The 16024-nt window shown below is 39.1% G+C and carries 19 protein-coding genes and 1 pseudogene; 10 read left to right on the top strand and 10 right to left on the bottom strand.

Translation table 11 applies throughout. The features are described from left to right. The first annotated feature begins 3 nt into the window (after positions 1-3). The 3 genes from ACSBPO_RS20160 to ACSBPO_RS20150 all read left to right on the top strand — a co-directional run bounded on the left by ACSBPO_RS20160 (position 4) and on the right by ACSBPO_RS20150 (position 4106). Entirely contained in the window at positions 4-954 is a 951-nt protein-coding gene (locus tag ACSBPO_RS20160; RefSeq protein WP_442596475.1) for an ABC transporter permease, read from the top strand. Between the two features lie 75 nt (positions 955-1029). Beyond that, complete coding sequence (gene opp4C, locus ACSBPO_RS20155; protein ID WP_442600417.1) at positions 1030-1893, top strand: oligopeptide ABC transporter permease; 864 nt, start codon at positions 1030-1032, stop codon at positions 1891-1893. A gap of 581 nt (positions 1894-2474) precedes the next feature. Beyond that, a complete protein-coding gene (locus tag ACSBPO_RS20150) occupies positions 2475-4106 on the top strand; it encodes an ABC transporter substrate-binding protein (RefSeq protein WP_442596473.1) in 1632 nt (543 codons plus the stop codon). Positions 4107-4342: 236 nt separating this feature from the next. On the opposite strand, the gene ACSBPO_RS20145 is transcribed toward ACSBPO_RS20150, so the two are convergent. The 3 genes from ACSBPO_RS20145 to ACSBPO_RS20135 form a co-directional block, all read right to left on the bottom strand. Beyond that, positions 4343-4486: a YvrJ family protein gene (locus tag ACSBPO_RS20145; RefSeq protein ID WP_442596471.1), complete on the bottom strand. Its 144-nt coding sequence runs from the start codon at positions 4484-4486 to the stop codon at positions 4343-4345. Positions 4487-4557: 71 nt separating this feature from the next. Further along, a complete protein-coding gene (locus tag ACSBPO_RS20140; RefSeq protein ID WP_442596469.1) occupies positions 4558-4776 on the bottom strand; it encodes a DUF2922 domain-containing protein in 219 nt (72 codons plus the stop codon). 39 nt (positions 4777-4815) lie between these two features. Beyond that, complete coding sequence (locus ACSBPO_RS20135; RefSeq protein ID WP_442596467.1) at positions 4816-5034, bottom strand: DUF1659 domain-containing protein; 219 nt, start codon at positions 5032-5034, stop codon at positions 4816-4818. 111 nt (positions 5035-5145) lie between these two features. On the opposite strand from ACSBPO_RS20135, the gene ACSBPO_RS20130 reads away from it, so the two are divergent. The 3 genes from ACSBPO_RS20130 (at position 5146) to ACSBPO_RS20120 (ending at position 8861) form a co-directional block, all read left to right on the top strand. Beyond that, complete coding sequence (locus ACSBPO_RS20130) at positions 5146-5709, top strand: hypothetical protein (protein WP_442596465.1); 564 nt, start codon at positions 5146-5148, stop codon at positions 5707-5709. Between the two features lie 95 nt (positions 5710-5804). After that, positions 5805-7502: a M3 family oligoendopeptidase gene (locus ACSBPO_RS20125; RefSeq protein ID WP_442596463.1), complete on the top strand. Its 1698-nt coding sequence runs from the start codon at positions 5805-5807 to the stop codon at positions 7500-7502. Between the two features lie 594 nt (positions 7503-8096). Beyond that, on the top strand, positions 8097-8861 hold the full coding sequence (locus tag ACSBPO_RS20120; protein WP_442596461.1) for an alpha/beta hydrolase: 765 nt from the start codon (positions 8097-8099) through the stop codon (positions 8859-8861). A 41-nt stretch (positions 8862-8902) separates the two neighbouring features. Here the strand turns inward: ACSBPO_RS20120 and ACSBPO_RS20115 are convergent, their stop codons facing one another. The 4 genes from ACSBPO_RS20115 to ACSBPO_RS20100 form a co-directional block, all read right to left on the bottom strand. Further along, positions 8903-9121 carry a DUF2922 domain-containing protein gene (locus tag ACSBPO_RS20115; RefSeq protein WP_442596460.1) on the bottom strand — a complete coding sequence of 73 codons (219 nt, stop codon included), beginning with the start codon at positions 9119-9121 and terminating at the stop codon, positions 8903-8905. Between the two features lie 40 nt (positions 9122-9161). Further along, positions 9162-9380 (bottom strand): DUF1659 domain-containing protein, encoded by a 219-nt coding sequence (locus ACSBPO_RS20110; protein WP_442596458.1) that lies wholly within the window; start codon positions 9378-9380, stop codon positions 9162-9164. Positions 9381-9732: 352 nt separating this feature from the next. Next, positions 9733-10650, bottom strand: a complete 918-nt coding sequence (locus tag ACSBPO_RS20105; RefSeq protein WP_442595184.1) for an IS3 family transposase — start codon at positions 10648-10650, stop codon at positions 9733-9735. A gap of 23 nt (positions 10651-10673) precedes the next feature. Next, positions 10674-10931, bottom strand: a complete 258-nt coding sequence (locus ACSBPO_RS20100) for a helix-turn-helix domain-containing protein (protein WP_442596456.1) — start codon at positions 10929-10931, stop codon at positions 10674-10676. A gap of 389 nt (positions 10932-11320) precedes the next feature. On the opposite strand from ACSBPO_RS20100, the gene galE reads away from it, so the two are divergent. From galE to ACSBPO_RS20085, 3 genes are read left to right on the top strand one after another with little or no spacing between them, the layout of a single operon-like run. Further along, complete coding sequence (gene galE, locus ACSBPO_RS20095; RefSeq protein WP_442596454.1) at positions 11321-12310, top strand: UDP-glucose 4-epimerase GalE; 990 nt, start codon at positions 11321-11323, stop codon at positions 12308-12310. Positions 12311-12340: 30 nt separating this feature from the next. Then, positions 12341-13066 (top strand): CBS domain-containing protein, encoded by a 726-nt coding sequence (locus tag ACSBPO_RS20090; protein WP_442596452.1) that lies wholly within the window; start codon positions 12341-12343, stop codon positions 13064-13066. Between the two features lie 27 nt (positions 13067-13093). Continuing rightward, the gene (locus tag ACSBPO_RS20085) at positions 13094-13441 is read left to right on the top strand and encodes a YkgJ family cysteine cluster protein (RefSeq protein WP_442596450.1); all 348 of its coding nucleotides are present in this window, start codon (positions 13094-13096) and stop codon (positions 13439-13441) included. 75 nt (positions 13442-13516) lie between these two features. Here the strand turns inward: ACSBPO_RS20085 and ACSBPO_RS20080 are convergent. Beyond that, positions 13517-13582, bottom strand: a pseudogene (locus tag ACSBPO_RS20080) (YjcZ family sporulation protein); the annotation flags it as partial. A gap of 315 nt (positions 13583-13897) precedes the next feature. Between ACSBPO_RS20080 and ACSBPO_RS20075 the strand changes: the two are divergent. Continuing rightward, entirely contained in the window at positions 13898-14896 is a 999-nt protein-coding gene (locus ACSBPO_RS20075) for a C40 family peptidase (protein ID WP_442596448.1), read from the top strand. A gap of 38 nt (positions 14897-14934) precedes the next feature. Here ACSBPO_RS20075 and ACSBPO_RS20070 read toward each other — a convergent pair whose 3' ends face one another. After that, entirely contained in the window at positions 14935-15381 is a 447-nt protein-coding gene (locus ACSBPO_RS20070) for a hypothetical protein (protein ID WP_442596446.1), read from the bottom strand. A gap of 180 nt (positions 15382-15561) precedes the next feature. Continuing rightward, the gene (locus tag ACSBPO_RS20065; RefSeq protein WP_442596444.1) at positions 15562-15768 is read right to left on the bottom strand and encodes a small, acid-soluble spore protein, alpha/beta type; all 207 of its coding nucleotides are present in this window, start codon (positions 15766-15768) and stop codon (positions 15562-15564) included. Between the last annotated feature and the right edge of the window lie 256 nt (positions 15769-16024).

Here is a 16024-nt window from a genome sequence, read left to right as displayed (position 1 = left end):
ACAGTGTTTCAATATATCGTTCGAAGGTTACTCATTGCCTTGCCAGTTCTATTAGGAGTCACGATTTTTAACTTCTTCATTATTAATCTAGCACCTGGGAATCCAGTAGAAATGCAGTTGAATCCATATGCGACGGAAGCAGATTTAGCGATTAAGAAGGAAGCCCTTGGGTTAAATGATCCGATCATCGTTCAGTATTTTCATTGGTTGGGATCGTTGCTGAAAGGTGAATTTGGTTATTCTTTTTCTACCTATGAGCCGGTTGTTGACATGATTGCAGGAAGAATCGGGCCAACGGTGATGTTAATGGGGACAGCCCTATTAATTGCTTATCTGATTGCCATTCCAGTCGGAATTTTAAGTGCAACGAAGCAATATTCCTGGCTTGATTACTTGACCACATCGGTATCCTTTTTAGGAATATCCGTTCCGAACTTCTTTTTAGGATTAGGAGCGATTTATGTCTTTGCGATTTCGTTCCGTATCTTTCCAACAGGGGGGATGAATACACTCGGGGGAACAGTTGGCTTTGGGGATACCCTGATGCATATGGTCCTTCCGGCTATGGTGTTAGGAACCGCAATTGCCGGAAACGTTGTCCGATATGTCCGATCCAGTATGCTTGAGGTCCTTGGTCAGGATTACCTGAGAACCGCACGGGCTAAAGGTTTAAAGGAATTTATCGTGACGAACAAGCATGCTTTACGAAACGCGTTAATTCCGATTATTACTGTTATTGGGTTGGAAATCCCGATGCTCATTGGGGGAGCGGTCATCACGGAGCAAATTTTTCAATGGCCAGGGTTAGGGCAATTAACGATTCAGTCCATTGGCTCACGGGATTATCCAACTTTAATGGCGCTAAACTTTATGGCTGCATTAGCCGTTCTGTTTTCTAACTTATTAACCGATATTATGTATTCCGTAGCAGATCCGAGAATTAAATACAACTAAAAAGGGGGGAGAAGGATGTCGCTGCCGACACTAGATACGACAAGGGATATTCCATTAAAACAGAATATTGGCGTCATGGAGGTCTTTGGGGAAGAGGAGAGTTACCTCAAGTTAATCAGGAGAAAGTTTTTCAAACATAAATTAGCGGTAGTAGGACTCGTGATCTTTTGCTTATTCATCTTGATGGCGATTTTTGCACCGTGGTTCGCACCAAATGATCCGTACGCGGTGAATGCCGAGTTTGAGGCAAAGCCATCAGCGGCTCACCCTCTGGGAACCGATTCCGTTGGCCGTGATATCTTAAGCCGACTCATTTATGCCTCTCGCGTTTCCTTGTCTGTTGGAATTGGTGCCGTCGCCATTTATGTCGCCATCGGAACGGTTCTTGGTGCGGTTGCCGGATACTTTGGCAAATGGGTGGATATGGTGATCATGCGTCTAACAGATGTGTTTATGTCCTTCCCTTACTTAATGGTCATCCTTGTATTGGTTAGTATCATGGGGCCAAGCTTATCCAACATCATTTTAGTACTCGGTGTATTAGGCTGGCCGGCGATTGCCCGGATTGTCCGTGGGAGTGTTCTTTCTATTAAAGAGATGGACTACGTCAAAGCGGGAGTGGCTCTAGGATATTCGACTCCAAGAGTCCTGTTCCAGCATATTTTACCGAACTGTTTAGCTCCGATTTTGGTTAATGCCACATTCGGAATTGCCTTCGCGATCATTATGGAAGCATCCTTGAGCTTTTTAGGAATGGGAGTGCAGCCGCCAACGGCAAGCTGGGGCAACATGCTAACGGAAGCTCAATCGTTAACGGTTCTTGCTTCACAACCGTGGTTATGGGTTCCGCCAGGTGTGATGATTTTGTTGGCCGTGTTAGCGATTAACTTCATGGGTGACGGTCTGAGAGATGCGATGGATCCGAAGAGTTTGAAGTAGATTTTGGGTGGCGCGGGATTCATTTTAAAGAAAATGCTCTTGGAATTGATGGTTTTTTCTAAAAAAGAGGTAACTTTGAAAGGGTTTTTGTTTAAATTGGCATCCCTTTTTAGGGATTTAACCAAGTTCCTGTGATTAAATGATTGAGTCACCGGGAGTTATGCTCGACTATCCCAGGAAATGCTCGAGTTTCAAAAAATATGCTCGACTTTTCGAAGGAAATGCTCGAGTTTCAAAAAATATGCTCGACTTTTCGAAGGAAATGCTCGAGTTTCAAAAAATATGCTCGACTTTTCGAAGGAAATGCTCGAGTTTCAAAAAATATGCTCGACTTTTCGAAGGAAATGCTCGAGTTTCAAAAAATATGCTCGACTTTCCGAGGGGAATGCTCGAGTTTGAAAAAATATGCTCGACTTTCTGAGGGCAATGCTCGAGTTCCAAAAAATATGCTCGACTCTCCGAAGGAATGCTCGAGTTCCAAACAAAAAAGCTCTACTACTTAAGGGATCAACCTACACTTCAAACTCAACTTTTCAACACCAAGCTTCTAATCAATCAAACTAATATCTAGGAGGGAATTTATGAAAAAATCTTTTAAGCAAGTCATCTCTTTCATGGCCATTTTATCGCTGCTGCTACTTGCTGCATGCAGCGGCGGGGCATCGCAAACATCATCTGACGGCAAGTCCGCAGCGGGGAAATCTAAAGACACCTTATTTTTAGGAATGGTGAATCCGCCGATTCTTTTTAACCCAATCAACTCATCTGATGTGGCCTCCGGATTTGTAGAAAAATTTATGTTTGAATCTTTACTAGAAATGGACGGACCACTGAATTTCGTTCCAAAACTAGCGGATTCCTTCGAAACAACGGATAACCAAACGTATACGATCAAGTTAAACCAAAAAGCGAATTGGTCTGACGGCAAGCCAGTTACCGCAGAAGACTTTGCGTTCACAGTGAATCTTGTTGCCAACCCTAAAGTAGAAACAACTGTTGGTGGCTACATCTCCACATTAGAAGGCTTAGATGCAAATGGGAAATTACCTGAAGGGACAACAGAGCTTTCATCTGTCAAAGTGATGGATGAAAAAACCATCGAATTAAAGACTAGCAAACCAGTTGATCCTAACATGTTAAAAGAACAGTTAGGTGTTAAATTTATGATTCTTCCAAAGCATGTTTTGAAGGATGTGGATCCTACTAAACTATCACAGCATCCATTTTTCCAGAAACCGACTGTCACCAATGGTGCTTACAAATTTGTTCAATATAAGAAGGACCAATTTGTTGAACTTGAAGGAAATGACAACTACTATTTCGGTAAGCCAGAAACGAAAAAAATCTTTATTAAAATTATGCCCGCTCCTAACTTAGTCGCTCAGCTTCAAACTGGCGAGTTAGATATGAACGTTGGGATCGGAATTGGAAAAATTGCCGTTCAAGATTACGAGACCGTTGAAAAAATGAAAAACATTCGTACAAAAGTTGAACCGACGATCGGATTCCAAACAATGGAATTTAATACGAAAACCATTAAAGATCCGAAAGTTCGTCAAGCCATCGCCTATGCACTGGACCGTAATGTTTTAGTGGACAAGCTACTCAAAGGCTACGGAGAAGTAGTGGATGGACCATATACTTCCTTAAATCCATACTTGAATAAAGATATGGAACATTATAAGTATGATCCTGAAAAAGCAAAGAAATTATTAGAGGAAGCTGGTTGGGACTTTAATAAGAAATTACGTTTAGTCGTGCCAATTGGAAACAAAATTCGTGAACAGTCCGCACCGATTATTGCGCAACAGCTACAACAAATTGGAGTAAAAGTAGAGGTAACCACTTACGACTTCCCAACTCTTTTACAAAAAGGGAAAGCTGGGGACTTTGACTTACTATTAATTGGTTTTACCTTTACACTTGATCCAGATGTTTCAAGCCTTTACGGTTCCAATGCTCCTTATAACTTCTCAGGCTACAGCAATGCGAAGTCTGATGAGCTATTAAGCGCAGGTAAAACAGAACCAAATCAAGATAATCGTAAACAAATTTACAGCGATCTACAAGAAATCTGGAACGAAGACATGCCAATTTTAACGCTTTACTCTGACCACGATTTCGATGGAATTAACAAAGAGGTTAAATACGGCGAACCAAAGGTATTCGGCTTCCACCACAACATTCACAAGTGGGGCTATGGAGCACAGTAATACTTTTTGAGGTAAAAGCTCTTATATAGAGGAAAATAGTAGTATAATAACCAAAAATATCTTATCGACAAACTTCGACAAAATTTTATATTATGTTAGTATGTAAGGTTTTGATTGGTAAACCATAACTATTTTCTTTCATTATATTTTTAGCATCGAATACATCCTATTCGGTGCCTTTTTTTTTGAAAAAAAAACACCCCAACCGAACAGGCTGAGTGTGTCTTTCATACCTATTATGTCCTTTCCTTCAATCGGTCGGGTAAACTTTGAATCGATTGCACCACCATATCAAGCTTTGACTCAATCCGATAAAGCAAGTATAAGGTAACGACTATCGGAAAGCCTACCTCACTAATGAGAGGTACGAACTGCTCCATCTCTTACCCCTCCTTTCTACTATTATTTGTCGAAAAAGACCGACTTCAGTTCAGAAGCCGGCCCTCGGAGATTAAACAATTTCATAATCCGTCACATTGCGTTCCACGATGCGTGCTCCTTTAATCGCAACAAGGTCACCGGTTGTCGAGAAAAATACTCCAGCAGCTAGAATTTGATCCATTGCTTGCTTAACGGCAGCAGAATCAATCGGTTCCTTTGGATTGTCTACAGACACACGGGCCGTTCCGCCGAATTCCGTACTAAACTGTAACTCTAGTGTTTTTGCCATCCTTTTTCACCTCCTCCTTTTTTAAAATTTTCCTTACCATTAAGCGATAATGTCATGACGATCAGAACGTTCAACGGTGTTAATTGGATCATTGCAAAGAGTTCCGATTGCTTGGGCTACCTGAAAAAGTTGGTCAACGGTTGATTCCTTTTTCACATTGTTAAACGTTTTTGCTTTGTAAGTTGGCTCGCCTTTTTCATTCATGCCTGTTTCAAATACTAAACGTAAATTGGATTCTAGTAACATTGCTTGTGCCATTTTTGTATCACCTCCTTCCACCTTTTATATATAGAGAAAGGGAGGAGAATGGACATGGTGTAAGGAATAATATTTTTCTACGATAAAAATATTTGAGAGGGAGTCTATTATATGGGGATTACTTTTTTTCTATTAATAGTTGTCATTTTTTTAGTGATCATGTTGATCGTTGGAGGAATCATGCTGGTGAAAAAGCGCTGGAAGCGAGGGTTGGCGCTGATTTCCTTGCCTGTATTAGCAGGGGGCCTAGTTGCGATCACGTATTTTTATTTCTTTCAACCTACTGATGCGGATTCGCTTAAACTTTCAGTAAAGAACAAACCAAATGATACATACGAGCTATCCGGTAAATGGCAGGAACGAATGGACTATTACAGCTATGGAACGGACTTTGTGGCTATTTGTAGTAAAGATAATATCCACGCGGAAATGATCGATTATCAGAAAGGGGATTGGAAACCGAATGAATATCGTTGGGGAGAAGATATTCCAACCGAAATTAGCAAAAATTTCAGCTTACCAGAAGGCTGTGTTCCACAGCTTTTTGATATACACGTTCAAAAGGAATTTTCGATGACCTTTCATGTAAAGGAACCACGATCTCTCTATTATGTCCATATCAAAATCGATCCGATGAGCTCTCCAAGTTATTGGATCAAACAAGTGCAATTTTAAAAATAATTAGAAAAATCATACAATTCACTTGATTTATGAAAATATTGGAATTAAAATAAACTATACAGTCGGTTTAGTTTAAAGGGGGATTAACAATGAAATTTAGTGAGTTCCAATATGTAAGACCTGACATCGAACAAGTCAAACAGGATATGGAGCAGTTCATCCAGGAATTTAAGGATGCCACGTCAGCTGCAGAGCAGATAACGATTATTGGAAAAATAAATGAGATCCGAAAAGAATTCGAATCTACCCAGACGATTGCCCAAATTCGTACGACATTAGATACGACAGATCCTTTTTATGAAAAAGAACAGGACTTTTTTAATGAAAAAACGCCGGAATACGAACATGTCGACTCCCAATTTTACGCTGCTTTGTTAGAAACACCATTTCGTGCGGAGTTAGAACAATCTTTAGGAAAACAGCTTTTTCGATTTGCCGAATCAAAGGTGAAAATTTTTTCACCTGAAGTCATGGACCTTTTAACAGAAGAAAGCCGATTAACAAGTGAATACCAAAAACTGATTGCGACTGCCAAAGTGCCATTCGATGGTGCGGAAAGAACCCTTTCCCAACTGGATAAGTTTATCTTAAATCCTAATCGTGACGTCCGAAAACGTGCCGCTGAAGCAAAGTACGAATTTTTTGCCCGCCAGGAACAGGTGTTAGATGAGTTATACGATAAGTTAGTAAAAGTTAGAGACAGCATTGCCAAGAAGCTAGGTTTTACGAATTTTATAGAGTTAGCTTACCTTAGATGGAATCGGACATGGGATGCCAATTCTGCTGCGCTTTTTCGTGAAAATGTCGTCAAACATATCGTTCCACTTGCATCCAATCTTGTGGAAAAACAGCGTCAGCGTTTAGGCGTAAATAAGATGAAAATCTACGACGAAAGATTCCAGTTTCCAAGTGGAAATCCGACTCCAAAGGGCGATCCTGATTGGATTGTGGAGCAGGGAAGAAGGCTGTACAGCGAGTTATCGGTGGAAACAAAGAATTTTTACGAGGAAATGATGGAAAGGGAGCTATTTGACTTAGTCAACAAGGATGGAAAAGCCAATGTTGGATACTGTACGGTCCTATGGAAGCAACAGGCACCATTTGTTTTTGCAAACTTCAATGGTACAGCGAATGATATCAGAGTATTGGTTCATGAAGCAGGTCATGCGTTCCAAGTCTATCAATCGTTGAAAGAGCAAGAGCTTCCGGAATACTTTTTTCCAACGATGGAAGCAGCCGAGATTTTCTCGATGAGCATGGAGTTTTTCGTATTCCCATGGTCGGAGTTATTTTTCAAGGAAGATACGGATAAACATAAGTTTGCTCACTTGCATGATGCCCTTGTCAAAATTCCAAGACTGTGTGCGGGGGATCACTTCCAACATGAAGTTTATGCAAACCCTCATCTAACAGCTCAAGAACGTAAGCAATTATGGTTGGAATTAGAGAAAAAGTACATGCCTGAGCGCGACAATGACCAAATTCCATTCTTGAATGCGGGTGGATTCTGGCAGGAAGTCATCCATATCTACGAGGTTCCTTTCTATCTTATTGATTACACGCTTGCACAAGTTTGCGCTTTGGAGTTTTGGCGCATGTCCAATGAAAATTGGGAAGCCGCTTGGGAAACGTATGTCAAACTTAGTCGTTTAGGTGGCAGCAAGTCATTTTCTGAGTTACTAGAAGAAGGAAATCTAAGATCCCCATTTGAAGAACACACATTGCTAGAATTGAAGAAATTCGTGGGTGAGCAGCTGGAAGAGTTAGGGGCGAAGGAGTTCGAGTAGATACATCTTAGAAATGTGTGGCGTTAAATAGTAGAGGGGAAATCTGATAGACTCGAGCATAACCTCGAAAAGTCGAGCACAAAATCTAGAACTCGAGCATACGCCAAGAGAAGTCGAGCACAAAATCTAGAACTCGAGCATACGCCAAGAGAAGTCGAGCACAAAATCTAGAACTCGAGCATACGCCAAGAGAAGTCGAGCATAAAATTTAAAACTCGAGCATAAGTCAGGGAAAGTCGAGCATAAAATTTAAAACTCGAGCATAAGTCAGGGAAAGTCAAGCATAAAATTTAGAACTCGAGCATAAGTCGGGAAAAGTCGAGCATAAAATTCAGAACTCGATCATAAGTCAGATCAACTCGAGCATATCCTCAGGAACTTGATTATATATCCAAAAAGTTGAGCAAATGATATATTGGTATCACTACAAAATGCATCATTTTTTCTATGAAACTTGATTTCTAGACAAGAAACTAGTGATTTTCATAAAAAATGGAGCCTTTTTTAGAAAAAACACAATAAGAAGCCACAGGAAAAACTCCTGTGGCTTCTATATAATTGAAATAACTATACATAATTAGGAGTGCGTCAGATATGATAGAATTCTTAACTCTCCCTTTGTTTCATGAAGACAGAAAAATCCGAGTGTATTTACCTGTAGACTATGATTCTACCTCTAAAACTTATCCCGTTTTGTATATGCATGATGGTCAAAATGTGTTAACAGATGATGAAGCGATTGGTGGAGTTTCTTTAGGACTTCAGGAATACTTAGATGAAGAAAAAGTCGATTTGATTGTTGTAGCGATTGATCAAAACACAACGGGGGATGAGCGATTCCATGAGTATTGCCCTTGGGTGAACGGAGAATTTTGTAAAGAGGTTTTAGGTTATGAAAGTAAATTAGGCGGTAAGGGAGAAGAGTATACGTCCTTTATTGTTCATGAATTAAAGCCTTTTATTGACCGGAAGTACCGAACTCAAAGTGACCAGTCGTACATGGCAGGGATCTCCTTAGGTGGGTTAATTTCCACATATGCCGCTTGCCGTTATCCCCATTTGTTTAAAAGAGTGGCGATTCTTTCATCTGCTTTTTACCGAAACCAAGAGGAAATCGAAAATCTATTAAAAAAATCAGACTTATCGAACCTTGAGAAATTTTATATGGACTGCGGTACGGAAGAAGCTGGTGAAAACACCACTTTAAGCAAGCAATTTTATCAATCCAATCAAGCCATCTATGAGATTCTCAAGGATAAAATAGAGGATATTCAATTTGAGACCATTGAAGGTGCTGGGCACTCTTATTCCTTTTTTAAAAAGAGATTTCCAGAATTTTTGCAATTCCTTTGCTCATAAAAAAGAACCGGTTCCTGCCATTGGAACCGGCTCCTCTAAAATTAAATCAATTCATAATCCGTCACATTTCGCTCAATCACACGAGCACCTTTTACCGCTACTAAATTTCCAGTAGTCGAATAAAAAACGCCAGCAGATAAGATTTGATTCATCGCTAATTTGACTGCTGCAGGATCAATCGGTTCCTTAGGGTTATCCAGTGAAACTCGAGCGGTTCCTCCTAATTCTGTACTAAACTGCAATTCTAGTGTTTTTGCCATCCTTATTCACCTCCTCTATTAAAAATTTCCCGTCTAATTATTAGGCCATAATATCATGTCGATCCGAACGTTCGACGGTGTTGATTGGATCATTGCTGAGGGTTCCAATTGCTTGAGCTACCTGAAAAAGCTGGTCAACCGTCGCCTCTTTTTTCACATTGTTAAAGGTCTTCGCCTTATAAATGGGTTCCCCTTTTTCATTCATGCCTGTTTCGAAAAATAAACGCAAATTAGATTCTACTAACATCGCTTGTGCCATTTTGTATCACCTCCTTTCACCCTTTATATATAGGGGGAGGGGAGGAAAAGGACATGCATAAGAATGAAATAATTTATTGATCTGGTGAATTTGCAAACTGGATGAGTAATTGTCCCTCATACGTTAAACATCGGACACAGGTTCCGCTATTTTTGCCAAATGTATGATTTTTAGCGGATTATCGGACTACAGATCCGTTATTGCCTCAAAAGCGGTCCAACCCCCTAAGTTTGGACACATACTCTTATTATCTCTTTTAAACGAAGTATTTCATTTTTTCTAGCGCGCTTCGCTTACTGGCCTCGTGATAGAGAATAACAGGGAACCTGTTATTCTCTATCACGAGGAATCATCACATTGATTGCTTCACTGACTTTATTTCACCAGCTAGCCATTTATTGTAATACTCTGTTGGAGAATAGTCATCTAGACTGCCATGATAGCGCTCTTCATTGTAAAATTGAATATATTCATCAACACACTTAAAAGCTTGATCAAACGTTATGAATTCATTACGTTGAAAACACTCCCGTTCCAACACACTATGAAAAGACTCAATATATGCATTCATATTAGGTGATTTAGGCGGAATCCGTTCGTGTTGTACTTGCGGTGCCAAACAAAACTCTTCAAACTTATTACTTATGAATTGAGGGCCGTTATCAGTCCTTATAATAAGGGACTGATCCTCTTCTAATTCGTAAATTCCTCTTTTCAATAAGGCTTTTTGAAGCATATTTGTAACATCTTTAGCTTCACATGTAGTACCACGGTAATGACCAACAATAGTTCGATCATGAACGTCTATTGCACTAGCTACATAAAAAAAACGACGAGATGATGAGACATAGCCATATTTAATGTCTAGTTGCCATAATTGGTTTGAACCGGTGATTACATGATTCTTAGCCAATCGACGAGGATATTTCTGCTTTTTTTCACGTTGTGGCATTAAAATATCTAATTCTTTGCATAGGCGATATACTTTTTTCTTATTTATGATTAACTTATACTGGCGTTGTAAACACCGAGTTAATTTTCGGTAGCCATATACCTCAGCCTTACTACTAATCAACTCAAGTAAATACTCTTTAATTGTTTCATCTTTGATCTTTTTTCCTTGTCTATTTCTAGAAAAACCAGGGATAGGTCGTCCCCCAGTATTTGTCTTTTGAATCGGAGGGTGGGACAATCTATAGTAATAGGTTGAACGGTGTACTTGAGCAATTCTTAAAACGCGTTTAGCTGGAAAACCAGAATCAATCCACAAACTAGCATATTCGATTCGCTCATCTAATCCGACAACTTTTTTTTTAACATGTCACGAAGCATGGCAACTTCAAGTTCTTTTTCTCCTAAGAGTTTCATGGCCTTGTCATATTTCTTTTGTAGATCATCCGATGTGGAAGACTCAGTTAAAGGGCTTACACCTTCTTCTCTCATCTCACTGTCAACTTCTTCACGATAGATCTTCATCCATCCTCCTAAAGTAGAAGTACTCACACCTACTTTACGAGCAATATGTGCAGCATTCCCTGATTCAATTGCCATACGAACATATTGTTCTTTACATCTTCTATAGGCCCCATTTTTCTTTTCATTTTAGCTCCTCCTCTATAACTATTTATATTTTAATATTTTATATAGTAGGTGTCCAAATGAGTTAGGGGGCTAAATAGAAAGTATGCCTTTCTCTATGGAAATAAGGTGAATAACGGAACCTGTGTCCGCTAAACTAGGAAAGTATGGCTATTTTACACAAATAACGGATTCAGGGTCCTATAAAATGACAACAACTATTAAAAGCATTAGACCATATCACAATGCCTTTAAAAATACTATAGAAAGATTACCCAAAAATATGGGAAAATAGGCAGGAATCTCTTAATCTATATCGAAAGTTAGAGTTAATTATATTCGAACCCTACGGAGGTTAAAAAATGAGCATTTTAGTGCTAGGCGGGGCCGGTTATATTGGGTCCCATGCTGTGTACCAATTAATAGAGCAAAACTATCAGGTTGTAGTCGTTGATAATCTCCAAACAGGCCATGAACAGGCGATCCATCCGAAGGCGACTTTTTATAAAGGAGATATTCGCGAACGCGAATTTTTAAAAGAGGTTTTTTCAAAAGAAGAGATTACGGGTGTACTCCATTTTGCAGCTAACTCTCTGGTTGGGGAGTCGATGGTAAAACCGTTAGAATACTTTCACAATAATGTTTATGGAACACAGGTTTTATTAGAAGTGATGGAGGAATTTGGTGTCAAGCATATCGTTTTCTCCTCCACGGCGGCAACTTACGGGGAACAAGAGGTAATGCCGATAACAGAGGAAATGCCTACTCTTCCAACAAATGCTTACGGTGAAACGAAGCTGACCATGGAAAAGCTGATGAAATGGTGTGACAGCGCCTACGGAATGAAGTATGTTGCCCTGCGCTATTTTAATGTAGCCGGTGCACGTTCCACAGGTGAAATTGGTGAAGATCATCATCCTGAATCCCATCTCATTCCGCTTGTCCTTCAGGTTGCGTTAGGACAACGCGAGTTTATTTCGATTTTTGGAGAGGACTATCCAACCCTAGATGGCACTTGTATTCGTGATTATATTCATGTGGAGGATTTGATCGATGCTCATATTCTCGCCCTTCGCTATTTACAAAATGGCGGAGAGAGTAATATTTTTAACCTCGGAAGTAGCAAAGGTTTTTCCGTAAAAGAAATGGTTGAAGCCGCTCGAATTGTAACGGGACATTCGATTCCAGCAAAAGTAGTGGAACGAAGAGCGGGTGACCCGAGTGAGCTCATCGCTTCATCTGAAAAAGCAAAACAAGTTCTGGGCTGGAATCCAAAGCGAACATCGGTCCATCAAATGATTCAAGACGCCTGGAATTGGCATCAATCTCATCCAAATGGGTATAACGAATAATCTGAGGCATTTTTAAAAGGAGAGATTGATTTGGAAAAAACGACTCCATTAGCTGCACGATTTGAATCAGCGTTTAACCGTATCCATAAAAGCTTAATTCGTATTGTCCGTGATGCAAAACATGATCATTTTAAAGGTTTGCTAGATGAAGGCGATTCTTATGCCATCATTCGGATGTATCGAGATGATCTCTATCAATATGGAAAGCTGCGAAATGCCATTGTCCATGATAAGGTCAAACAGGATTATTATATCGCTGAACCTCATGAAGAAATTGTTCTCCAAATTGAAAAGATTGCAGAAGAACTAGAAAAACCAAAAAAGGCATTAGAAATAGCCAGTTCTCCAGTCCTTTATTATAAGGAAGAAACACCATTAAAAGATATTTTGAAGGTAGTCGATCGTTTATCCTATTCGCAATATCCAATTGTTGATACAAAAGGGATCTATAAGTGGCTACTGACAACAGAAGGAATTATTCGTTGGTTAAACAAACAGCCTTTAACCGGGCTTTCATTGAAAAATGTCGTAGTAAAGGATTTGTTACCGTACGAAAAATTACATCAAGTCGTTTATGTCAACAGTGAAGCTGATATTTATGAAGTGGAAGCGATTTTTGAGGAACATCATCTTGCTAAGAAAAAATTAAAAGCCGTTATTGTGACGCAAAACGGAAAAACCGATGAGAAACCTTTAGGGATTATTACCGCCTGGGACTTAGTCGAAATTGATGCAATCGATCAAGAACTAGAATAAATAGAGAAGCGAAAAGAAGGGGAGGAAATGGGAACTCTACCATGTCAAGGCTGCAGGGGATTGTGCTGTGGTCCTGTTCCAATCACAGAGCAGGAATTTAAAAAGATTAAAAAGAAAGTAAAATCGATGCCAACTAAGCTGCGTAATGAGCTTGAAAATCAACATCGCCATTTTGGAACCTGCATCTTTTATGACTTGAAAAATGATAAATGCGGGATCCATTCAGCAAGACCTGATATTTGTCGGATGTTCGGCTATCATCAGGAATTGGTGTGTTTTCGTAAGCCAAAACTCGCAACCGATCAAACACCGATTCAAAGAAGAGAAACCATTGGCACCTTGAGTATCGATTTGAAATGGGAGCATTTTAAGTAAAAAAAGGTGCCAGGCACCATCCTTTTTAGGGATGATGCTGGCACCTTTTTTATGGGAGCACTTCCACTTTTCTAATTAGAATGAAGCTCCAACGATAATGAGTAGGATAAATAACACAACAATTAACACGAATGAACTACCGTAGCCACCGCCATATCCGTAGCCACCGCCGTATCCGCCGTAACCCCAGCCGAAACAACCCATCATCAATCATCCTTTCTTTTATTAATTTGAGTGTAATCACTACACTATAGATTATGTCCTTGTGCCCGATATGGTATGGACATTTGTACGAGGGTAACAGCGGAAATTATTTACCACGTAAAAGCTCCAGCAAACGTCATTTTCAGACTATTCCCGTAATTTTGTTACAAAACTGTAAAATTATGATTCTACAAAATGTGATATTCTTTTACATAGAGATAACCGTGTACGATTGGAGTTGGAGAATCTACTATGTTAAAGCGACTTTTTATGACCATTTTTCTACTATCCATCCTATTTTCTGTAGATAAATCTGCTTTTGCTAAATCGGGTGATGAGCCGATTAATTATGATCAATTATTACCGATTGCAAAAAAATACATAGGAATACCATATGCATGGGGTGGAACGGCACCAAGCGGCTTTGACTGTTCGGGATACATACAGTTTGTTTTTAAACAACTCGACATCGCTTTACCAAGAACGACAAGTGATATGGCGGTAATGGGAGAGCCAGTCAAAAAATCAGATTTACGAATTGGAGATCTTGTTTTCTTTAATACATATGGAAGTGGTGTTTCTCACGCAGGTATTTACATTGGAGATGACCGATTTATTCATGCTTCCACTTCAAAAGGTGTCATGATTTCTCCTTTAAATGATCCTTACTATTGGGGTCCAAGATATCTAAGTGCTAGAAGAGTTCTTAATTATCAGTTAGATGTTGGACAATATAATGATGTAAACTCCAATTATTGGGCATATAAAGAAGTGAATACATTAAGTAAAAAAGAAATTTTAGTAGGGTATGAAAAAAGTTATTTCTTACCGGAAGAGAAGATTACTAGGGCAGAAGTGGCTGCCTATATGGCAGAGGCTTTGCAGTTAAATGTTGCGGATCGTAAGCAAATTTTTAATGATGTACCTTCTGATCACTGGGCGGTTGGAGCGATTAATGCATTATATAAAGAAGGTATTATTAAAGGGGATCCAAACAATAATTTTAATCCAGATGCGGAACTTAAGCGGGAGCATGTCGCGATCATCTTTTCAAATGCTTTCGATTTGGGGCAAGCTGAAAATGCAGAGAATTTTGTAGATGTATCACAAGAGAATCCAGCTTATGAAGCCATCCAGAAGCTCGCAGCCTCTGGGATTGCGAAGGGCTATCCGGATCAAACCTTTAAACCAAGGGATAATGTAAAAAGATCTCAATATGTGGCTTTCTTATACCGAGCGTTATATCAATAAATAATAAAAGTGGTCTTCCGATAAGGAAAGGCCACTTTTTATTTGGAAATTTTCTCATCTGAAAGGCTAAAGGAATTTGAAAAATCGGAGTCCGTACATAAGGTGAATTCTAAGTTGAATGAGGTTTTCCAGGCATCATAAATAATTTTAGCATCTTGAGTTAACCATTTTTGAGCCAATGGCTTTTCTAACAAAGCATGATGTTCAGACATAATTTGCCGGGCATATCTAAATTGAGCCTGTTTAACGGATTCATTAATGACATTTAGCGTGCGCTTATCCGCGTGGGATAGAACTTCAAACCTGCCATCTTCTTTTTCGCTATTGATAATTTTAATAAACTCCTGAGCACTAGTATTTAATAAGTGATAGTTTCTCGATTCCGTCAGTCGTTTCCATTCGTTTATGATAATGGGACGTGCTTTGGAAAAACTATTACTTTTACACAGAGTATTTATAATTGAAATGATTCCTTCAATCTTCATCGTTATCCTCCACACAAACTCCTGGGTAATTAGAACTATTATCTATTTTATGGAAAATACTAAGAATGGTCAAGAGTGTTGATGGAAATTTCAGAATATTAAACTATATGTAGATGGTTGTATAATAAAAGCTCCCCAACGTTCATTGAGGAGCATTTCATTATTATACATACTCATTACTTAACGGCGGAATCCGCCACCTAATTGTTGTTCTGCCATTTGAACTAGGCGCTTTGTGATTTCTCCGCCAACTGAACCATTTGCACGAGATGTTGTTTCTGGGCCAAGATTTACTCCAAATTCACTTGCAATTTCAGCTTTCATTTGATCAAGAGCTTGTTGAACTTGCGGTACTAATAATTGATTAGAGTTGTTGTTTCTTGCCATTTTTTATTTCATCTCCTTGGTGTAATGTTGAGTATGTGTTAACACATTTTTATTTTTAATAGGTATAAAAAATATTATTCATTAATAAATATGGTAATTTTTTACATGTTATTATCTATTATTGGTTAAAGTGGATATCTGAATCCTAAAAAGTCAATAATAGAATCAATTGGAAGTGAATCCTCAGGCAGTATCATGATTTTTTTATCAATCTTCTGGTATAATATTTCGGTAAGATTTATTTGTATACCCGAAA

This window comes from Neobacillus sp. D3-1R, assembly GCF_052180215.1.
In the GTDB taxonomy this organism is placed as follows: Bacteria; Bacillota; Bacilli; order Bacillales; family Cytobacillaceae; genus Pseudoneobacillus.
This window is presented reverse-complemented; position numbering and strand designations above follow the sequence as displayed.